The 17,600-nt window shown below is 73.1% G+C and carries 12 protein-coding genes; 6 read left to right on the top strand and 6 right to left on the bottom strand.

Annotated features, from left to right (window positions below; all coding sequences use genetic code 11):
* Both thiC and VM242_16395 read left to right on the top strand, forming a co-directional pair.
* On the top strand, window positions 1-1,493 hold a 1,493-nt coding region (gene thiC, locus VM242_16400; protein HVM06739.1), incomplete at its 5' end, for a phosphomethylpyrimidine synthase ThiC.
* Between the two features lie 115 nt (window positions 1,494-1,608).
* On the top strand, window positions 1,609-3,453 hold the full coding sequence (locus VM242_16395; protein ID HVM06738.1) for a hypothetical protein: 1,845 nt from the start codon (window positions 1,609-1,611) through the stop codon (window positions 3,451-3,453).
* A 63-nt stretch (window positions 3,454-3,516) separates the two neighbouring features.
* Here the strand turns inward: VM242_16395 and grdA are convergent, their stop codons facing one another.
* The 6 genes from grdA to VM242_16365 all read right to left on the bottom strand — a co-directional run bounded on the left by grdA (window position 3,517) and on the right by VM242_16365 (window position 9,997).
* Window positions 3,517-3,987 carry a glycine/sarcosine/betaine reductase complex selenoprotein A gene (grdA, locus tag VM242_16390; protein ID HVM06737.1) on the bottom strand — a complete coding sequence of 157 codons (471 nt, stop codon included), beginning with the start codon at window positions 3,985-3,987 and terminating at the stop codon, window positions 3,517-3,519.
* A gap of 2 nt (window positions 3,988-3,989) precedes the next feature.
* On the bottom strand, window positions 3,990-4,340 hold the full coding sequence (locus tag VM242_16385) for a thioredoxin family protein (GenBank protein HVM06736.1): 351 nt from the start codon (window positions 4,338-4,340) through the stop codon (window positions 3,990-3,992).
* A gap of 1 nt (window position 4,341) precedes the next feature.
* Window positions 4,342-5,787, bottom strand: coding sequence for a glycine/sarcosine/betaine reductase complex component C subunit beta (grdC, locus tag VM242_16380; GenBank protein HVM06735.1), 1,446 nt, complete (start codon window positions 5,785-5,787; stop codon window positions 4,342-4,344).
* Window positions 5,780-7,096: a glycine/betaine/sarcosine/D-proline family reductase selenoprotein B gene (locus VM242_16375; protein ID HVM06734.1), complete on the bottom strand. Its 1,317-nt coding sequence runs from the start codon at window positions 7,094-7,096 to the stop codon at window positions 5,780-5,782. Before VM242_16375 ends, grdC begins: the two co-directional genes overlap by 8 nt.
* A gap of 157 nt (window positions 7,097-7,253) precedes the next feature.
* Complete coding sequence (locus tag VM242_16370) at window positions 7,254-8,540, bottom strand: glycine/sarcosine/betaine reductase component B subunit (protein ID HVM06733.1); 1,287 nt, start codon at window positions 8,538-8,540, stop codon at window positions 7,254-7,256.
* Between the two features lie 83 nt (window positions 8,541-8,623).
* The gene (locus VM242_16365) at window positions 8,624-9,997 is read right to left on the bottom strand and encodes a hypothetical protein (GenBank protein ID HVM06732.1); all 1,374 of its coding nucleotides are present in this window, start codon (window positions 9,995-9,997) and stop codon (window positions 8,624-8,626) included.
* Window positions 9,998-10,429: 432 nt separating this feature from the next.
* Between VM242_16365 and ggt the strand changes: the two genes are divergently transcribed.
* The 4 genes from ggt to katG all read left to right on the top strand — a co-directional run bounded on the left by ggt (window position 10,430) and on the right by katG (window position 17,550).
* The gene (gene ggt, locus VM242_16360) at window positions 10,430-12,169 is read left to right on the top strand and encodes a gamma-glutamyltransferase (protein HVM06731.1); all 1,740 of its coding nucleotides are present in this window, start codon (window positions 10,430-10,432) and stop codon (window positions 12,167-12,169) included.
* Between the two features lie 228 nt (window positions 12,170-12,397).
* A complete protein-coding gene (locus VM242_16355) occupies window positions 12,398-14,776 on the top strand; it encodes an excinuclease ABC subunit UvrA (GenBank protein HVM06730.1) in 2,379 nt (792 codons plus the stop codon).
* Between the two features lie 76 nt (window positions 14,777-14,852).
* Window positions 14,853-15,332, top strand: a complete 480-nt coding sequence (locus VM242_16350; GenBank protein ID HVM06729.1) for a Fur family transcriptional regulator — start codon at window positions 14,853-14,855, stop codon at window positions 15,330-15,332.
* A complete protein-coding gene (katG, locus tag VM242_16345; protein ID HVM06728.1) occupies window positions 15,325-17,550 on the top strand; it encodes a catalase/peroxidase HPI in 2,226 nt (741 codons plus the stop codon). Before VM242_16350 ends, katG begins: the two co-directional genes overlap by 8 nt.
* Window positions 17,551-17,600: the final 50 nt, after the last annotated feature.

Raw genomic sequence — 17,600 nt, 5'->3', positions numbered from 1 at the left:
GCCGGGCCGCCGCCCGCCGGGCCGCCGGCGAGGAGGCCCACCCGCCGGCGGCGCCCGCCCGCCGGCCCCACCGGGCCGTGCCCGGTCGCACCGTCACCCAGATGCACTACGCCCGCCGCGGCGAGATCACGCCCGAGATGGAGTTCGTCGCCGTCCGGGAGGGGTGCTCGCCCGAGAAGGTGCGCCGGGAGATCGCCCGGGGCCGGGCCATCCTGCCCGCCAACGTCAACCACCCCGAGTCCGAGCCGATGGTGATCGGGCGCGAGTTCCTGGTGAAGGTCAACGCCAACATCGGCAACTCGGCGGTGACGTCGTCGGTGGCCGAGGAGGTCGACAAGCTCACCTGGTCCACCAGGTGGGGCGCCGACACGGTGATGGACCTGTCGACGGGGGCGGACATCCACACCACGCGCGAGTGGATCGTCCGCAACTCGCCCGTCCCGATAGGCACCGTCCCGATCTACCAGGCGCTCGAGAAGGTCGACGGTTCCCCCGAGGACCTGACCTGGGAGATCTTCCGCGACACGCTCGTCGAGCAGGCCGAGCAGGGGGTCGACTACTTCACGATCCACGCCGGGGTCCTGCTGCGTTACGTGCCGCTGACGGCCGGGCGCGTCACCGGCATCGTGAGCCGGGGCGGCTCCATCCTGGCGGCGTGGTGCCTGGCCCACCATCAGGAGAACTTCCTCTACACCCATTTCGAGGAGATCTGCGAGATCATGGCCGCCCACGACGTGGCCTTCTCGCTGGGTGACGGCCTGCGCCCCGGCTCCATCGCCGACGCCAACGACGAGGCCCAGCTGTCCGAGCTGCGGACGCTCGGCGAGCTCACCGAGGTCGCCTGGCGCCACGATGTGCAGGTCATGATCGAGGGGCCGGGACACGTGCCCATGCACAAGATCAAGGAGAACGTCGACCTCCAGTCGGAGGTCTGCCACGAGGCGCCCTTCTACACCCTGGGGCCGCTCACCACCGACGTGGCGCCCGGCTACGACCACATCACGTCGGCCATCGGGGCGGCGATGATCGCCATGTGGGGCACCGCCCTGCTCTGCTACGTCACCCCCAAGGAGCACCTCGGCCTCCCCGACCGGGACGACGTGAAGCAGGGCGTCATCGCCTACAAGATCGCCGCCCACGCCGCCGACCTGGCCAAGGGCCACCCGGGCGCTCAGGCATGGGACGACGCCTTGTCGAAGGCCCGCTTCGAGTTCCGGTGGGAGGACCAGTTCGACCTGGCTCTGGACCCCGGCACGGCGCGGGCGTACCACGACGCGACGCTGCCGGCCGAGCCGGCCAAGACCGCCCACTTCTGCTCCATGTGCGGTCCCAAGTTCTGCTCCATGCGCATCAGCCAGGACGTGCGGGAATACGCGGCATCGCACGGCGTGAGCGACGGCGATGCGCTGGAGATCGGCATGAAGGACAAGGCCGTGGAGTTCCTGTCGAAGGGCGCCTCGCTTTACCTGGCCCCCGAATCCCGACAGACCTGACGCGGACAAGGGCGCATGCGGGTGCTGGGGCAGGACCAGGCCTCAATCCCCACCGTTTTCCTCTATCGCTCCACAGGCACCCGCCAATAGGTTCGCCCCTGGTGACGGTGACCCGGTGACCTCGATCCACCCGCCCGTGTCGCCCTCGGGGGAGAGCTCCGGCGAGCCGGCCGGACGGTCCGGTCCCGAGGCGACCACCGAGGGCGACGTGGCCGATCTCCGCAGCGCCCTCGCCGCGGCCCGGGCCGAGCTGGCCGCCGTGAGGGGTCAGGTCGAAGCGACCCGGCTGGAGATGGAGACGCGGCGAGCGGCCTCGGGCCAGCTGGAGCAGCAGCTCACCCGTCTCACGGCCGAGCTGAAGACCGAGCGTGAGGCGCGCCAGGCCGAGCGCCGGGCGGAGGAGGGCCGCTGCCGCGAGCCGGAGGGCCACCTCACCGAGGAGCTCGAGGCCATCGCCGAGCGCCAGGCCCGGGAGGCGGAGCGGCTGGTGGCGGAGCGCCGCGTGCTGGAGGCGATCAGCCGCACGCTGGCCGCCGAGCGCAGCCGCCTGGAGCCCGAGCGGGCCCGCCTGGAGGAGTTGCAGGCCGTCGCCGACGCCCGGGCCCAGGACGCCGAGGCGGCCGCCGCCGCGGTGGCGGCGCAGCGCGACGAGCTGCGGGCCCAGCTCCAGGACCACGCCTCCAACGACGACGCCCTCGAGGAAGAGCTCGCCCAGCTGGACGAGACCCGGGCCGCCCTGGCCGCCGAGCGCCAGCGGTGCGAGCGCGAGCGGGCCGAGACGGCGCTGCTGCGCGAGGAGCTGGACCGCCAGCGGGAGGAGATGGAGGGCGAGCGCCGGGCCGCGGAGGAGGAGCGGGCCCGGCTCGCCGCCGACCGTCGCCGGATCGACCGGGAGCTGGCCGAGGTGGTGCCCCTCCGGTCGCAGGTCGACGCCGACCGGGAGCAGCTGGAGGCCGAGCGTGCCCGGGTGGCCTCCGAGCGCGACGCCCTCAACGCGGCCGAGCAGATCCTCACCGCCGACTTCCGCGACCTCGACGCCGACCGTCGCGCCCTGGAGGCCGAACGCGACCGGCTGGACGCCGGCCGGGCGGACGCGGCCGCCAAGCTGGAGCGGGCCGAGCGCCTGCTCCACGAGCTGAGCGGCGAGCGGGAGCGCCTGGCCACCGAGTCGGCCGCCCTCCAGACGGCGCACGAGGTGCTGACCGAGGAGGAGCAACGCCTCCGGGCCGACCGGCAGCGCCTGGCCGCCGACCAGACCGAGGCGACCCTCCTCCGCCAGGAGGGCGAGCGGGCACGCGCCCGGCTCGACGACGAGCGCTCCGCCTTCGCCGCCGAGCGGGAGAAGCTGCGGGTCGAGCGCCTGGAGGGCCGCCGGCGCCTCCGCCAGCTGCGGGCCGCCGTCGAGTCCGAGCGCCAGGCTCTGGAGGCGCACCGCCGCCGCCTCGAGGACGAGCGGGCGCGCCTCGTCCAGCGCCGGACGGGCACCGCCGTCCCGCCGCCCGCCGCCGTCCTTGCGGCCGCCGACGACGCGCCCGGCGCCGGCACCAACGTCCCCCGCCGACGGGACGACGCACCGTCGCTCCGGCGGCAAGACGGGGCGCTACACGCCCCTTCTTGCCGCCAGACGCCCGGCGCCGCCGCCCCACCGCCCGGCGCCGCCGGGGGCAACGGCTCGGCCGGCAACGGCCCGTCCGGCAACGGCTCGGCCGGCAACGGCCCGTCCGGCAACGGCTCGGCCGGCAACGGCTCTCCCGGCGCCCGCCGACCGGACGACGGGCCGGCGGTCGTCGAGGTGGGCCCGCCCCGTCCACGCTCCCGCCGCGCCGTCGTTCCCCCGGCGGCGCCCACCACCCCGCCGGCGTCGGCCGACGACCGCGGCGGGCGCCGGCGGCGACGCGGCGGGCTGGGCCGCTCCGGCCGGTCGGCAGCCGGGGCCGACGCCTGGGACGCCGCCGACTGACGGGCAGCTCCGCACCTCCGCGCCACGGCCCGGGCGCCGAGGTGCGGGGGAGACGGCGAAGAGCTAGGCGTCGAGCGCCTGGGAGCGGATCTTGGCGACGGCCTGGTTGAGCTCGTCGGCCTCCAGGATGTCGGCCATGACGCCGATCTGGTCGTCCCACACCTCCGGCGGGACGTCGTTGCGGATGTCCTCGTCGAGGACGTGGTACACGTCGAGGCCCAACTGGACCCCTGCCAGTGCACCTGCATATGCGGGATCACCGAGGCGGACCGTCTCCGCCGAGATCTCCGCCGCCTCCGGGTCGGGGGCGCCGAGGATCACGACGACGTTGTCCTTACCGTGGGTCTCCGCCAGCCGGAGGATCGCCTCCTGGCTCTGCAGGTCCATGGCGCCGGACGCCGTTCAGACGAAGCACTCCGTGGCGGTGAACACCACCTGGGCGCCGGCGGCCTCGACGACCTTGGCGATGGCGGGGCCGGATATCCCGTCCCGCTCGCCCAGGGCGACCACCTTCTTCCCGTTCAGGACTCCCAACGTCACTCCTTCCGTGCGCCTGCGGCGGCGCTCAGCGTCTCGTCCAACCAGGCCTGGATCTTCGCCTCGTTGAGGTCGGCGCCGTTGATGCGCGCCACCTCCGTCCCGTCCCGGAACAGCAGGAACGCGGGCAGCCCCATGACCCGCATCTCGATGCAGAGGCGACGGGCCTTGGGCGCCTCCAGCTTCACCGTCTTGAAGTCGTCGCGACGCTCCTCGGCCAGCCGCTCGACGAACGGCATGAGGCTCATGCACGGCCTGCAGTCCGTGCCCCACACGTCGACGAGCGTGGTCCCCTCCGCCACCAGGTCGCGGAACGTCTCCCTGGTCGCCTCCGTGATCGCACCGGCCATGTCAGCTTCCTTTCCCGTTGCGCTCCAGCAGCACGCTCATCCCGTCCGAGAGCTGTGACATGCGGCCGAGGAACAGGCTGCCCTTGGCCAGCAGCAGCACCCGCTCCGCCTCACCGCCGGTGAGCCGCTCGACGGCGTGCGGGAGGTAGCACAAGGAGGATGCCAGATGCCCCTGGGTCGGGGCGAACCCGGGCATGCCCCGCTCCTTGACGAAGCCGGCGATGTCGCCCCGCTCGATCTCGCCCTTCTGGGCGGCCACGGCGGCGATGGTCTTGTAGTTGCGGGCGGGGACGTCGCCGGTGCCCTGGGGCTCGGTGATCTCGGGGTTGTGCAGCTCGGTGGCGTAGTCGTCCACCGACGTCATGGGGATCCCGTTGCGCTTCAGGGGCTCGACGGCGAGGGCCTCCATGATCGCCGGGTTGGACCCGCCGGCGGTGACCCGGTGGCGGCCGACCACGTCGAGGCGGACCCGGGGCGACACCCCGTCGTCGGCCTGGACGAGGGCGGCGGCGCCGCCCAGGACGTCCTCCAGGATGGGCAGGTCGTGGCGGAGGTGCCCCTGGAACTTCATGCCCAGCTTGGCCATCGACCCCCCGGCGATGATCGCCACCCGCTCGAACACGCCGGCGGTGACCAGGGCAGCCGCGGTGACCAGGGCAGGGGCCGGTGCAGCGCAGAAGTTCTTGACGTCCATGCCCGACGCCTCGGACAGCCCCGCCACCTCGGCCACCGCCTTGGCCATGTTGCCGCCGCCCCGCTGGTAGCGGTCCCCGACGGCTTCCTCGCCGCAGCCGATGACGTAGTCGACCGACGCCGGGTCGACCCCGTTGGCCACCAGCAGGTGCAGGAGGGCGAGGGTGGACGTGGCCTTGGACGCCAGGTTGTCCAGCAGCACGGTGGCGGTGAGCGACTCGTCCTCCTCATGGGCGCAGGGGATGGCGCCGCCGACGCGGGTGGCGCCCAGGTACAGCCGGTGGCTGCCCGGCCGGGAGGCGACCTTGTCGACGTCGCCCCTGGCCTTGTCGATGCGGTCGAGGTCGAGGTGCTTGGCCAGCGGGTGGCGGGCCAGCGCGGCCGCCGCCTCGTCGGCCACGTCGGCGGCCAGCGTGACCAGATCGAACCGGTCGACGCAGGCGAGCAGGCCGAGGAACTCGACGTCGGGCATGATCTCGCCGCCCTTGGGCCCGAACCGGGAGACGCCGTCGGGCGGGGCGGCGCTGGTCCACGGGCGCTCGGGCATGTCGCGGGGGTGGACGGCGCCGATGTAGGCCTGGTGCGGCGCGTACGCCACAGCGTCGTCGAAGCCGCGGAGGGCGGCGAGGAACGCCTTCTTGGTCTCCTTGTTCCTGGGCAGCTCCCGCTGCGGCTTGGAGCCGTGGCGGGCGAGGCCGGGCACGTGGGCCAGGACCTGGGTGGCGGCGGTGACGACCGCCCGGCGCTCAGTCACGGGAGGCGGCCTCCTCCATCTCGACGGGGAACAACGTCGGCTTCGTCACGGCGGTGGACACCGCCTCCAGGCACCGCTCCACCAGCCTCCGCCGCCACGCCCGCTCCGCCTCGGCGTCGAGGTTCGGGTCTCCGGTGGGGTAGGGGATGCCCTTGGTCGGCACGATGCGGGGAGCCCCCACCCGCTCGGCGATCGAGGTGAGGTTGCACAGCAGAGCGGTGGGGATGCCGGAGCGCTCCAACTCCTTCGCAAGCGTTGACCCGCAACGCGTCCCGGTGCCTCACGTGGCCGTCAGGAGGGCCGCCTGGACGCCCTGCCTCCTCAGGTCGGCCGCCCACTCCACGCCGAAGCGGCGGGCGTTGGCGATCGACGTGCCGTTGCCGGCGGTGACGAGGTACTCGCCGTGCAGCTTGCCGATGCGCCCCTCCTTCTCCAGCTGGCGGGCCACGTCCAGGGGGAGGATCCGGTTCGGGTCCTCGTTGGCCCACACCGTGGAGAAGCCGCCGTGCACCGACCGGAACTCGCCCGACCGCAGCCTGCTCTTGCCGTCCAGGGAATAGCGCAGCCACCTGGTCGCCCGGGCCGACTCGAGGCCGTCGGGGTTTGACTCCGGCACCAGGGCGCCCTCGGTGACGAGGGCGACCACCGCCTCCGACACGTGGTCGACGGGGGCGGCCGGCGTCACCTGGTCGAAGTTCGGGAGCGGCACCTCGGTGGCCTCCCGGTCGCCGCCCAGGCGGGCCAGCAGGAGGTCGACGGCCCGCTCGGCGCTGTTGCGGTCGGCCATCTCGTTGCGACGCGGGATCTTCCCCACCCGGCCGTCGTCGGGGGTGAGGGGCTCGCCGGCGGCCGCCTTGCGGAGGGCGGCGGCGAGCGTCTCCAGGGTGGCGCCCATGTGGCGGGCCACCTGGCTGCTGGCCACGACGGGGGCGGCGCCCGCCTCGTCCAGGCCGGGGTTGTCGGGGTGCATGCACGCCACCACCGTCATGCCCTCGCGCTGCGCCTCGGCCGCCACCCGGGCGCAGGCCAGGCCGTAGCGCCCGCTGGTGAAGGCGGGGCCGGCGACGACCAGGTCGGGACGGGCGGCCCGGATGAGCCCCAGGATCTCGTCGAGGACCTCGGGACCGCCGGCGTGGTCGTCGCCGCACCACACGGTGGTGACGATCTCGAAGTCATCGCCCAGCAACGAAGCCAGCTTCCGGCCCGGGCCGACGGGCCCGTCGTGGGACGACGGCGGTTCGGACGCCGAGTCCTCCCCGCCCTTCCCGGCGAAGAACTGGTTGATGTAGTGGACGATGCGCGTGGTCACGATCCCTCCTTGCAGTCTTCGCGCCGGCGGCCGCTCCCGCCGCCGCAGGCGGCCGCGCCGGCTGCCGTCCAAGAGGAACGGGCGGAGGCCGGCCGGCTCTGCCGGTCGGCCGGAGCGCCGCCAGCTCGCCGAGCAACCTCTGGTTGCGAGGCGAAACTCACAGGGACTCCCGGCAGGTGAGGTGCCCCCAGCCGAGGGGGCTGAGCGAGCAGTACACCACGGCGGTGGGCACCTCCACCTCGGCGGTGGCCGGCTGGCCGGCGATGTCGAGGGTGTCGTCGCCGAGGGCCGTCTCCATCCCGGGCAGCTGGAGGCGCTGGTCGTAGTTCCCGGTGCTCACCATGGCGGTCGCCTTGGTGGGCGGCACCACGATGGCGGGGCCGGTGCCGTCGGGGCCCGACATCTCGGCGTACAGGGCGACGGTGGGGATGCCGGCCTCCTCCAGGGCGTCCATCTTGAGCGCCATGTCGGCGTCGGCGTTGCCGCCGCCCTCCTTGGTGACGATCACCGCGTCGAAGCCGGCGACCCGGCACAGGCGCGCCGCCGCCGCGCTGACCAGCTCCTTGCTGGTGGAGTCGACGGGCTCGGGTGACAGGACGACGCCGGCGCACAGGAGGTCGACGCCGTGGCGGGCCCGCAGGGCGGCCACGACGGGGTGGTTCTGGAACACCCAGGTGGGGTTCTTGAGGCTCGGGTGGCCCAGCTGGGCGCTGACCACGGCGCCGTCGTCGAGGTCGTTGGGGTCGATCAGGGTGGGCAGGCCCGTGGGCAGGAAGCTCTGCCCGTAGACGAAGACCTCCTTGAACCTCCCCTGGGTCTGGAGGTTGGTGACGGCGGCGACCCGGGGCAGGTCGGGGGAGTCCTCCCGCCTCGGCAACGCGGGCAGGCGCTCGACGTCGTCGGGGTCGGCGTCCAGCGCCGCCTCGGCCAGGTGGGCGGCCAGGGCGAGCGACCCTCGGCGCAGCGCGTCGTACACCTCCTCCCACGCCACGTCGGCGGGGGTGAACTCGACCACCAGGTTGTGGGTCGAACCGAGGGGCGACAGGTCGGCGGCCGGGCCCGACATGTCCACCAAGGCCTCCTGCGCCCGGGGCAGGAAGCCGGCCGTGACGACTGCGGCCCCCCGGAGGACGGTGGTGGAGCCCCGGCCCCGGGGCAGCGGGGGGCCGACGAAGCCGGGGAAGATCCCGCCCCCGCCCGGTCCTTTCGAGCGTGGCTCGACGGCGTCCAGCACCTTGACGATGCGGGTGGAGTCGCCGGGCGACGCCCAGGAGAGGCGGACGTCGGCCAGCGCCGGGTCGGCCATCGCGGTGCGGGCGGCGGCCTCCGAGACGGTCAGGGTGCCGCCCTCGAAGCGGGTGCTCCGGCCGAACCCGACCTCCCGGACCCGGTGGCCGCGGAGCTCGAGGCCACCGTCGTCGCGTGCCTGCGCGGTACCGGCCATGGGCCCTTTCTAGTTCCCGGAGGGGCCGGCCCGGGATTCCGCCGACCAGGTCGGAGCCCACGATCGGCGGCCCGGTGCCGGAGTCAGGGGATGAGCGACTCCTGGGTCTGCGGGTTCAGGTACGGCAGCTTCCGGGCTCCGGCCACCGACCGGCCGACCAGGTCCATGACGTCGACGCCCCGGACGGAGTCGTTGGCGTAGATGCGGCCGTTGTACCAGTACGACGACCAGGCGCGGGCGCCCGTGGGCCGGTAGTAGCCGAGCTCGGCGGCGGCGGGGGTGGCTCCGGCCATGAGGGCGTTCACGTCCACCACGGTGGTCCCGCCGGTGTAGGCCGACGACACCAGCACCTTCCGCCCGTCCCGCAACGGCACGAAGTTGAAGTTGTGCATGGTGCACACCCCCGCCTCCGACCTCGGGATCTTGTAGTTGGCCAGGAAGGCGCCGGTCCCGGCGTCGAGGAACCAGATGCGGCCCTGCAGGTCGTTCGGGTCGACGCACCGGGCCGAGGTCCCGCCGCCGGACTCGTCGCCGAAGGCGACCACCGTGCCGTCCCAGCTGAACGACGCCGAGTGCCACAGGTCGATGTTCGCCGGGTTCACGACGGGATGGTCGAAGCGCCACAGGAACACCGGGTTGGCCGGGTCGGAGACGTCCCACATCTGCGACTCGCTCAGGCAGGCGGCGGCCGCCCTCCCGATCTCGACGAACACGCTGATGTCGTGGCACGCCCGGAAGGCGAACGGGCCACCGGCCAGCGGGTACACGGCCAGCTCGGTCGCCGGGTCGAGGAAGTACCTGCTCACCGTCGCCGCTGCCGGGTTGGCCACCGGCACGGACACGATCGAGACGAACCCGTGGGGGCCCTGGCAGTTCGGGCCGAGGGCCGCTGTCCCCAACGGGTAGGACGAGACGTACACGAGGACCCGGTCGCTCGCCCGGTCGGGCACGAGCGTGTGGGTGTGCGAGCCGCAGTCCGTTCGCACCGAGGCGACGTGGCTCGGCGCCGCCGGGTTGGTGACGTCGAAGATGCGGATGCCCTCCCAGGCGCCCGGCGTCGCTGCCGTGGTGTTCACGCTGCTGCACGTCGGGTTCGTCTGGGGCGTGTCGACCGACTGGAACAGCAGGTTCCCGTACACCGAGACGTCGCCCTGCGGCCCGTTGCAGCGCACGTCGGCGACCTGCACGGGGTTGGCCGGGGCCGAGATGTCGAGGACACGGAAACCGAGGAAGTTGCCGGCGTACGCCAGCTTCCCTGCGAACGCGAAGTCCGACTGCACGGCGTCCGCCGAGCGCGCCAGCGTGGCGCGAGGCTTCATCTTGTCGGAGACCAGTGTGGGCCCCACCGCCCCCGGGCCGGTGTGCGCCTCTTCGGGGTCGTGGGCGCCCGCGGGCGCCGCCGCCATCACCGAAAGCAACAGGACCGTCGCCACCAACGCCTTGCGGACGTGCACCATGGGCCCCCTTCTCGTGGCGGCAGGCGAGATCGCGGACGCGGTGGCGCCGTCGGGGCGCTCAGCCGGCCGAGCCGGCGCCACTGCGAAGCGACCTCGCACGCCGCGAACCTGCCTCGGCGCCCGTTCGGGCGCTTCTGCGCAGTATGCCCGGAGCGCCAGGCGGCGTCCAGGGTGCGGGCCGGCCTCGGGAACCGGTCCACGTCGCGGCCCCGCGGGCGCGGGGCGCCCGTCGGTCCCGGGGACAGGCACCGTTCCGTCGCCGCCGGAGGCACTTCGAGCGCCCAGGGCGAGCGGCCGACGGCGGCACGCGGCCCATTCCACGCCGAGGGGCTTGTCATGGATCGTCCGGCGCTGGGAAGCTGGGCCCCCGGCGACGGGAGGACGAGGATGGGGCGAGCGTTCAGCTGGCGGCGGAGGGCGACGACGTGGGCCGTGACGGCCAGCTGCGTCGTGGTGGGGCTCGGCGCGGCGCCGCCGGCCGGCGCCCGGGCCGGCCAGCAGCCGGTGGCCGAGGGGTCGGGCGCTGCGGCGGCCACGGTGCAGCTGGAGGCGTCGGAGGCCGCCATGGAGGTGATGCGGGCGGGCGGGAACGCGGTCGACGGGGCGGTGGCGGCAGCCGCGGTGCTCGGCGTGACCGAGCCCTTCTCCGCCGGGATCGGCGGCGGCGGGTTCTTCGTGATCCACCGGGCGGCCGACCGGTCCGTCACCACCATCGACCACCGCGAGACGGCCCCGGCGGCCATGCACCCGATGTCGTTCTTCGAGGGCGGCGCCCCGCTGCCCTTCGGGGAGGCCCGGTGGAGCGGCCTGTCGGCGGGCGTCCCGGGCACGGTCCAGGGATGGGCCGACGCCCTGGCCCGTTACGGCACCGGATCCCTGCGCGACGCCCTCCGGCCCGCCATCAGGGTCGCCCGCCAGGGATTCGTGGTCGACCAGGTCTTCTTCGACCAGGTGGCGGCCAACGCCGACTTCTTCGACGACATCACCTCCACGGCCGCGCTGTTCCTCGAGCCCGACGGCACGCCCCCCGACGTGGGCAGCGTCTTCCGCAACCCCGACCTGGCCCGGGCCTACGAGCGCATCGCCCGCCTCGGGCCCAAGGGCTTCTACCGGGGCGCCATCGCCGACGCCATGGTGACGGCCGTCCGGCAGCCGCCGCTGGCCCCGGGGGCCGACCACCGCTGGCGCCCGGGCGTGATGACCATGCGCGACCTGAAGGCGTACGTGGCCCCCGAGCGGCCGCCCACCCGGGTCGGCTACCGGGGCCTGGACGTGTACGGCATGGGCCCGCCGTCGAGCGGCGGGTCCACCGTGGGCGAGGCCCTCAACATCCTCGAGGGGTTCGACCTGGGCGGCACCACCCTGGAGCGGGCCCTCCACCTGTACCTCGAGGCCTCCCGGCTGTCGTTCGCCGACCGCAACGCCTGGGTGGGCGACCCCGGCTACTTCCGCGTCCCCCTACGGGGCCTGCTCTCCGACGGGTTCGCGGCCGAGCGCCGGGCCCTCGTGGGCGAGACGTCGGCCACCAGCCCGGTGCCGCCCGGCGACCCCCGCCCCTACGACGGCGGCGTCCCGGCCGAGGGCACGGCGGCTGCCACGTCCGAGCGGTCCGGGTCCACCACCCACCTCACGGTCTCGGACCGGGCGGGCAACGTGGTGTCGTACACGTACACGATCGAATCGGTGGGCGGGAACGGCGTGGTGGTCCCCGGCTGGGGGTTCCTGCTCAACAACGAGCTCACCGACTTCAACTTCGACTCCACCACCCACCCCAACCGGGTGGAGGGGGGCAAGCGGCCCCGCAGCTCCATGGCGCCCACCATCGTCCTGCGCGACGGCGCCCCGCTCCTGGCCGTGGGGTCGCCGGGCGGGTCCATGATCATCACCACCGTCCTGCAGATCCTGGTCGGCCACCTGGACCTGGGGCTGACTCTTCCCGCCGCCCTGGAGGCACCGCGGCTGTCGCAGCGCAACACGGCGGCCACCGTGGTCGAGCCCGCCTTCCTGGCCACGCCCGAAGCAGCCGCCCTCCGGGCCCGCGGCCACACCTTCAACACCACGGCCGAGATCGGGGCGGCCACCGGGATCGCCTTCCTGCCCGGGGGCCGGGTGCAGGCCGTGGCCGAGGCGCGCCGGCGGGGCGGCGGCAGCGCCCTGGTCGAGAGCCCGTAACACCGTCACGCTCCGCCGTCGGCGGGGACCTTCGACCACGGCGGGCCGGGCCGGTTGCGGGCGACAGGCTGCGGCGCACCACCGCCCCCGGACCGTTCATGCGGCAAGAACGGGCGATATTCGCCCCTTCTTGCCGCACGAACAGGCGACATGGGAGACCGGCGGCGTGACGCCGTCGCGTACCGTGGTCGGCATGACGCCGGCGGCCATGGCACGGGCCGCACGCATGTGAAGCCGGACGAGCAGTCGGCGGCGGGGCACATGGCCGACCGCCACGACCTGATCCGCGTTCACGGCGCCCGGGTGAACAACCTCAGGGACGTCAGCATCGAGATCCCGAAGCGACGGCTGACCGTCTTCACCGGCGTCTCCGGCTCCGGCAAGAGCTCGCTGGTGTTCGGCACCATCGCCGCCGAGTCGCAGCGGCTGATCAACGAGACCTACAGCGCCTTCGTGCAGGGCTTCATGCCGGCGCTGGCGCGGCCCGACGTCGACGTGCTGGAGGGGCTGACGACGGCGATCATCGTCGACCAGGAGCGCATGGGCGCCAACGCCCGCTCCACCGTCGGCACGGCCACCGACGCCAACGCCGTGCTGCGGATCCTCTTCAGCCGCCTGGGAAAGCCGCCCATCGGGCCACCGACCGCCTACTCGTTCAACGTCCCGACCCGGAGGGCGAGCGGGGCGATGACGGTCGACAAGGGCGCGGGCGAGAGGATCGTGGTGCGAGACGTCGTCTACCACGGCGGCATGTGCCCCCGGTGCGAGGGGATGGGGTCGGTCACCGACTTCGACCTGTCGGAGATGTACGACGACCGCCGGTCGCTCAACGAGGGTGCGCTCAGGATCCCGGGCTACAGCATGGACGGCTGGTACGGCCGCATCCTCCGGGGCTGCGGCTTCTTCGACCCCGACAAGCCGATCCGCAGGTTCTCGAAGAAGGAGCTGCGCGACCTGCTGCACAGGGAGCCGACCAGGATCAAGGTCGACGGCATCAACCTGACCTACGCCGGTCTCATCCCGACGATCCAGAAGTCGTTCCTGTCCAAGGACGTCGATGCGCTCCAGCCGCACATCCGCGCCTTCGTGGAGCGGGTGGTGACGTTCACCGCCTGCCCCGACTGCGGTGGCACCCGGCTCAACGAGGCGGCTCGGTCGTCGAGGATCGGGGGGATCAACATCGCCGAAGCCTGCGCGATGCAGATCAGCGACCTGGCCGAGTGGGTGGGCGGCCTGCGGGAGCCGTCGGTGGCGCCGCTGCTCGCCGCGTTGGAGCACAGCCTCGATTCCTTCGTGGAGATCGGGCTGGGTTACCTCTCGCTCGACCGGCCGTCGGGGACGCTCTCGGGCGGCGAGGCACAGCGGACCAAGATGATCCGCCACCTCGGCTCCTCGCTCACCGACGTCACCTACGTCTTCGACGAGCCCACCACGGGCATGCACCCCCACGACGTCCAGCGGATGAACGGCCTGCTGCTGCGCCTGCGTGACAAGGGCAACACCGTGCTCGTCGTGGAGCACGAGCCGGACACGATCGCCATCGCCGACCACGTCGTCGACCTCGGCCCCGGCGCCGGCACGGCGGGCGGCACCGTCTGCTTCGAGGGCACCGTCGACGGGCTGCGGGCCAGCGACACCGTCACCGGCCGCCATCTCGACGATCGGGCCCGTCTCAAGGAGACGGTACGGACGCCCTCCGGCGCGCTGGAGGTCCGCGGCGCGACGACCCACAACCTGCGGGAGGTCGACGTCGACATCCCCCTCGGGGTGCTCGTGGTGGTCACGGGGGTGGCCGGCTCGGGCAAGAGCTCGCTCATCCACGGCTCGGTCTCCGGGCGCGACGGCGTCGTGTCGATCGACCAGTCCGCCATCCGCGGCTCGCGCAGGAGCAACCCGGCGACCTACACCGGGCTGCTCGACCCCATCCGGAAGGCGTTCGCCAGGGCGAACGGGGTGAAGCCGGCGCTGTTCAGCGCCAACTCCGAGGGGGCCTGCCCCGCGTGCAACGGTGCGGGCGTCGTCTACACCGATCTGGCGATGATGGCCGGAATCGCCACCACGTGCGAGGAGTGCGAGGGGAAGCGGTTCCAGGCGTCCGTGCTGGGCTACCGCCTCGGCGGCCGCGACATCAGCGAGGTCCTCGCCATGTCGGTGGCCGAGGCCGGTGAGCTCTTCGGCAGCGGCGAGGCGCGCACGCCGGCCGCGTCCGCCATCCTCCAGCGGCTCGGCGACGTCGGGCTCGGCTACCTCACCATCGGCCAGCCGCTCACGACGCTGTCGGGCGGCGAGCGGCAGCGGCTCAAGCTGGCCACCTCCATGGCGGAGAAGGGCGGCGTGTACGTGCTCGACGAGCCCACGACCGGCCTCCACCTGGCCGACGTGGAGCAGCTGCTCGGCCTGCTCGACCGGCTGGTGGACGCCGGCAAGTCGGTCGTGGTCATAGAGCACCACCAGGCGGTCATGGCGCACGCCGACTGGATCATCGACCTCGGCCCAGGCGCCGGCCACGACGGTGGCCGGGTCGTCTTCGAGGGAACACCGGCCGACCTGGTCGCGTCCCGGTCGACGCTCACCGGCGAGCACCTGGCGGCGTACGTGGGCGCCTGACCGGGCCCGCCGCCGCCCCCGCAATCGAACGGAACAAGATTTGGACCCACCCCAGAGTCGCGGCTAGGGTGACCCCGTGCCAGGCGAGGACGTCATCGACCACGCGGCGCTCCTCCGCCGCCACGGCGTGCAGGTGACCGCCCAGCGCCTGGCGGTCCTGCGGGCGGCATCGTCCGGGCCCCACAGCACGACCGACGACATCTACCGGGCGGTACGGGCGGAGATCGGCGCCATCTCGCGTCAGGCGGTGTACGACGCCCTGGCGACGCTGACGGACAAGGGCCTGCTCCGGCGCATCCAGCCCGCCGGGTCGCCCACGCGCTACGAGGACCGGGTCGGCGACAACCACCACCACCTCATCTGCCGGGCGTGCAACCGGATGGTCGACGTCGACTGCGCGGTGGGCGACACCCCGTGCCTGACGGCCGCCGACGGCTCGGGCTACGACATCGACGAGGCGGAGGTCATCTACTGGGGCCGGTGCCCCGAGTGTGCCGGGGCGAGTCCCGGAACCAGTCATTCGAACGAACGAGAGGAGAGCGACCGACGTGCCTGACCCGAAGGAAGCGACCAAGGACGAGACCGAGAGCATCAGCGAGAGCGAGAACCCGGCGATCCCGGCTCCCGAGCCCAAGCCGCACCGGCCGAGGTCGAACCGGGACTGGTGGCCGAACCAGATCGACCTCCAGGTCCTCCATCAGCACTCGCCCCGCTCGAACCCGATGGGCGAGGACTTCGACTACGCCGCCGAGTTCGCGACCCTCGACCTCGACGCGCTGAAGCAGGACATCTTCGAGGTGATGACGACGTCGCAGGACTGGTGGCCGGCGGACTACGGCCACTACGGGGGCCTGTTCATCCGCATGACGTGGCATGCCGCCGGCACCTACCGCATCGCCGACGGCCGGGGCGGTGGCGGCGACGGCTCCCAGCGCTTCGCCCCGCTCAACAGCTGGCCCGACAACGCCAACCTCGACAAGGCGCGCCGCCTGCTGTGGCCGGTCAAGCAGAAGTACGGGCGGAAGATCTCCTGGGCCGACCTGCTGGTCTTCGCCGGCAACTGCGCCCTCGAGTCGATGGGCTTCAAGCCGTTCGGCTTCGGCTTCGGGCGGGAGGACATCTGGGAGCCCGAGGAGATCTTCTGGGGGCCCGAGGACACCTGGCTGGGCGACGAGCGCTACAGCGGCGAACGGGAGCTCGGCGGTCCGTTCGGGGCCGTGCAGATGGGCCTCATCTACGTGAACCCGGAGGGGCCGAACGGCAACCCCGACCCGCTGGCCTCGGCCCGTGACATCCGGGAGACGTTCCGCCGCATGGCGATGAACGACGAGGAGACGGTCGCGCTGATCGCCGGCGGGCACACCTTTGGCAAGTGCCACGGCGCCGTCGACCCCCAGTACATCGGTCCCGAGCCCGAGGCGTGCCCGGTCGAGCACCAGGGCCTGGGCTGGAAGAACACCTTCGGCACCGGCAAGGGCCCCGACACGCTCACCAGCGGCCTGGAGGGAGCGTGGACCAACGAGCCGACGAAGTGGGACAACGGGTACTTCGACAACCTGTTCGACTGGGACTGGGAGCTCACCACCAGCCCGGCCGGGGCCAAGCAGTGGACGCCGAAGAACCCCGAGGCGCAGGGGACCGTGCCGGACGCCCACGAGCCGTCGAAGCGCCACGCCCCGATGATGCTGACGACCGACCTGGCGCTGAAGCTGGACCCGATCTACGGGCCCATCTCGAAGCGGTTCCACGAGAACCCCGACCAGTTCGCGGAGGCCTTCGCCAAGGCCTGGTACAAGCTGCTCCACCGCGACATGGGGCCCGTCCGGCGCTACCTCGGACCGTGGGTCCCCGAGCCCCAGCTGTGGCAGGACCCCGTGCCCGAGGTGGACCACGAGCTGGTGGGTGACGAGGACGTCGCCGCCCTGAAGGACAGGCTCCTCGCCTCCGGCCTGTCGATCTCCCAGCTGGTCTCCACCGCCTGGGCATCGGCGGCCACCTTCCGCGGCACCGACATGCGGGGCGGGGCCAACGGGGCCCGCATCCGCCTGGCGCCGCAGCGGGACTGGGAGGTCAACCAGCCGGGCGAGCTGGCCAAGGTGCTCCAGACCCTCGAGGAGATCCAGCAGGACTTCAACAGCACGCAGTCGGGTGGGAAGAGGATCTCCCTGGCCGACCTGATCGTGCTGGGCGGGTGCGCGGCCGTCGAGCAGGCGGCCGAGGACGCCGGCCACCAGGTCACCGTGCCGTTCGCGCCGGGTCGCACCGACGCCTCGCAGGACCGGACCGACGTCGAGGCCTTCGCCGTGCTCGAGCCCACCTTCGACGGGTTCCGGAACTACCTCCGGGCCGGCGAGAAGCAGCCGCCCGAGCAGCTGCTGCTGGAGCGGGCGAACCTGCTGACGCTGACCGCACCGGAGATGACGGTCCTCGTCGGCGGCATGCGCGTGCTGAACGCCAACACCGGTCGTTCCCCGCACGGCGTCTTCACCGACCGGCCCGAGACGTTGACCAACGACTTCTTCGTGAACCTGCTCGACGCCGGCACGGAGTGGAAGGCGTCCGAGTCGACGGAGAACGTCTACGACGGGCGGGACCGGGCCACCGGCGAGGTCACGCGGACGGCCACCGCCGTCGACCTCGTGTTCGGCTCCCACTCGCAGCTCCGGGGCATCTCGGAGGTCTACGGGTCCGACGACGCCAAGGAGAAGTTCGTGCGCGACTTCGTGGCGGCGTGGGACAAGGTCATGACCCTCGACCGCTTCGACCGGGACTGACCGAGCGCACCGCAGGGACGACCGGTGGCCGCCGCTCCGGCGGCCACCGG

The organism is Acidimicrobiales bacterium (assembly GCA_035540975.1).
Lineage (GTDB): Bacteria > Actinomycetota > Acidimicrobiia > Acidimicrobiales.
The sequence above is the reverse complement of the archived record's forward strand: the minus strand, read 5'-3'. Positions and strand labels throughout refer to the sequence as shown.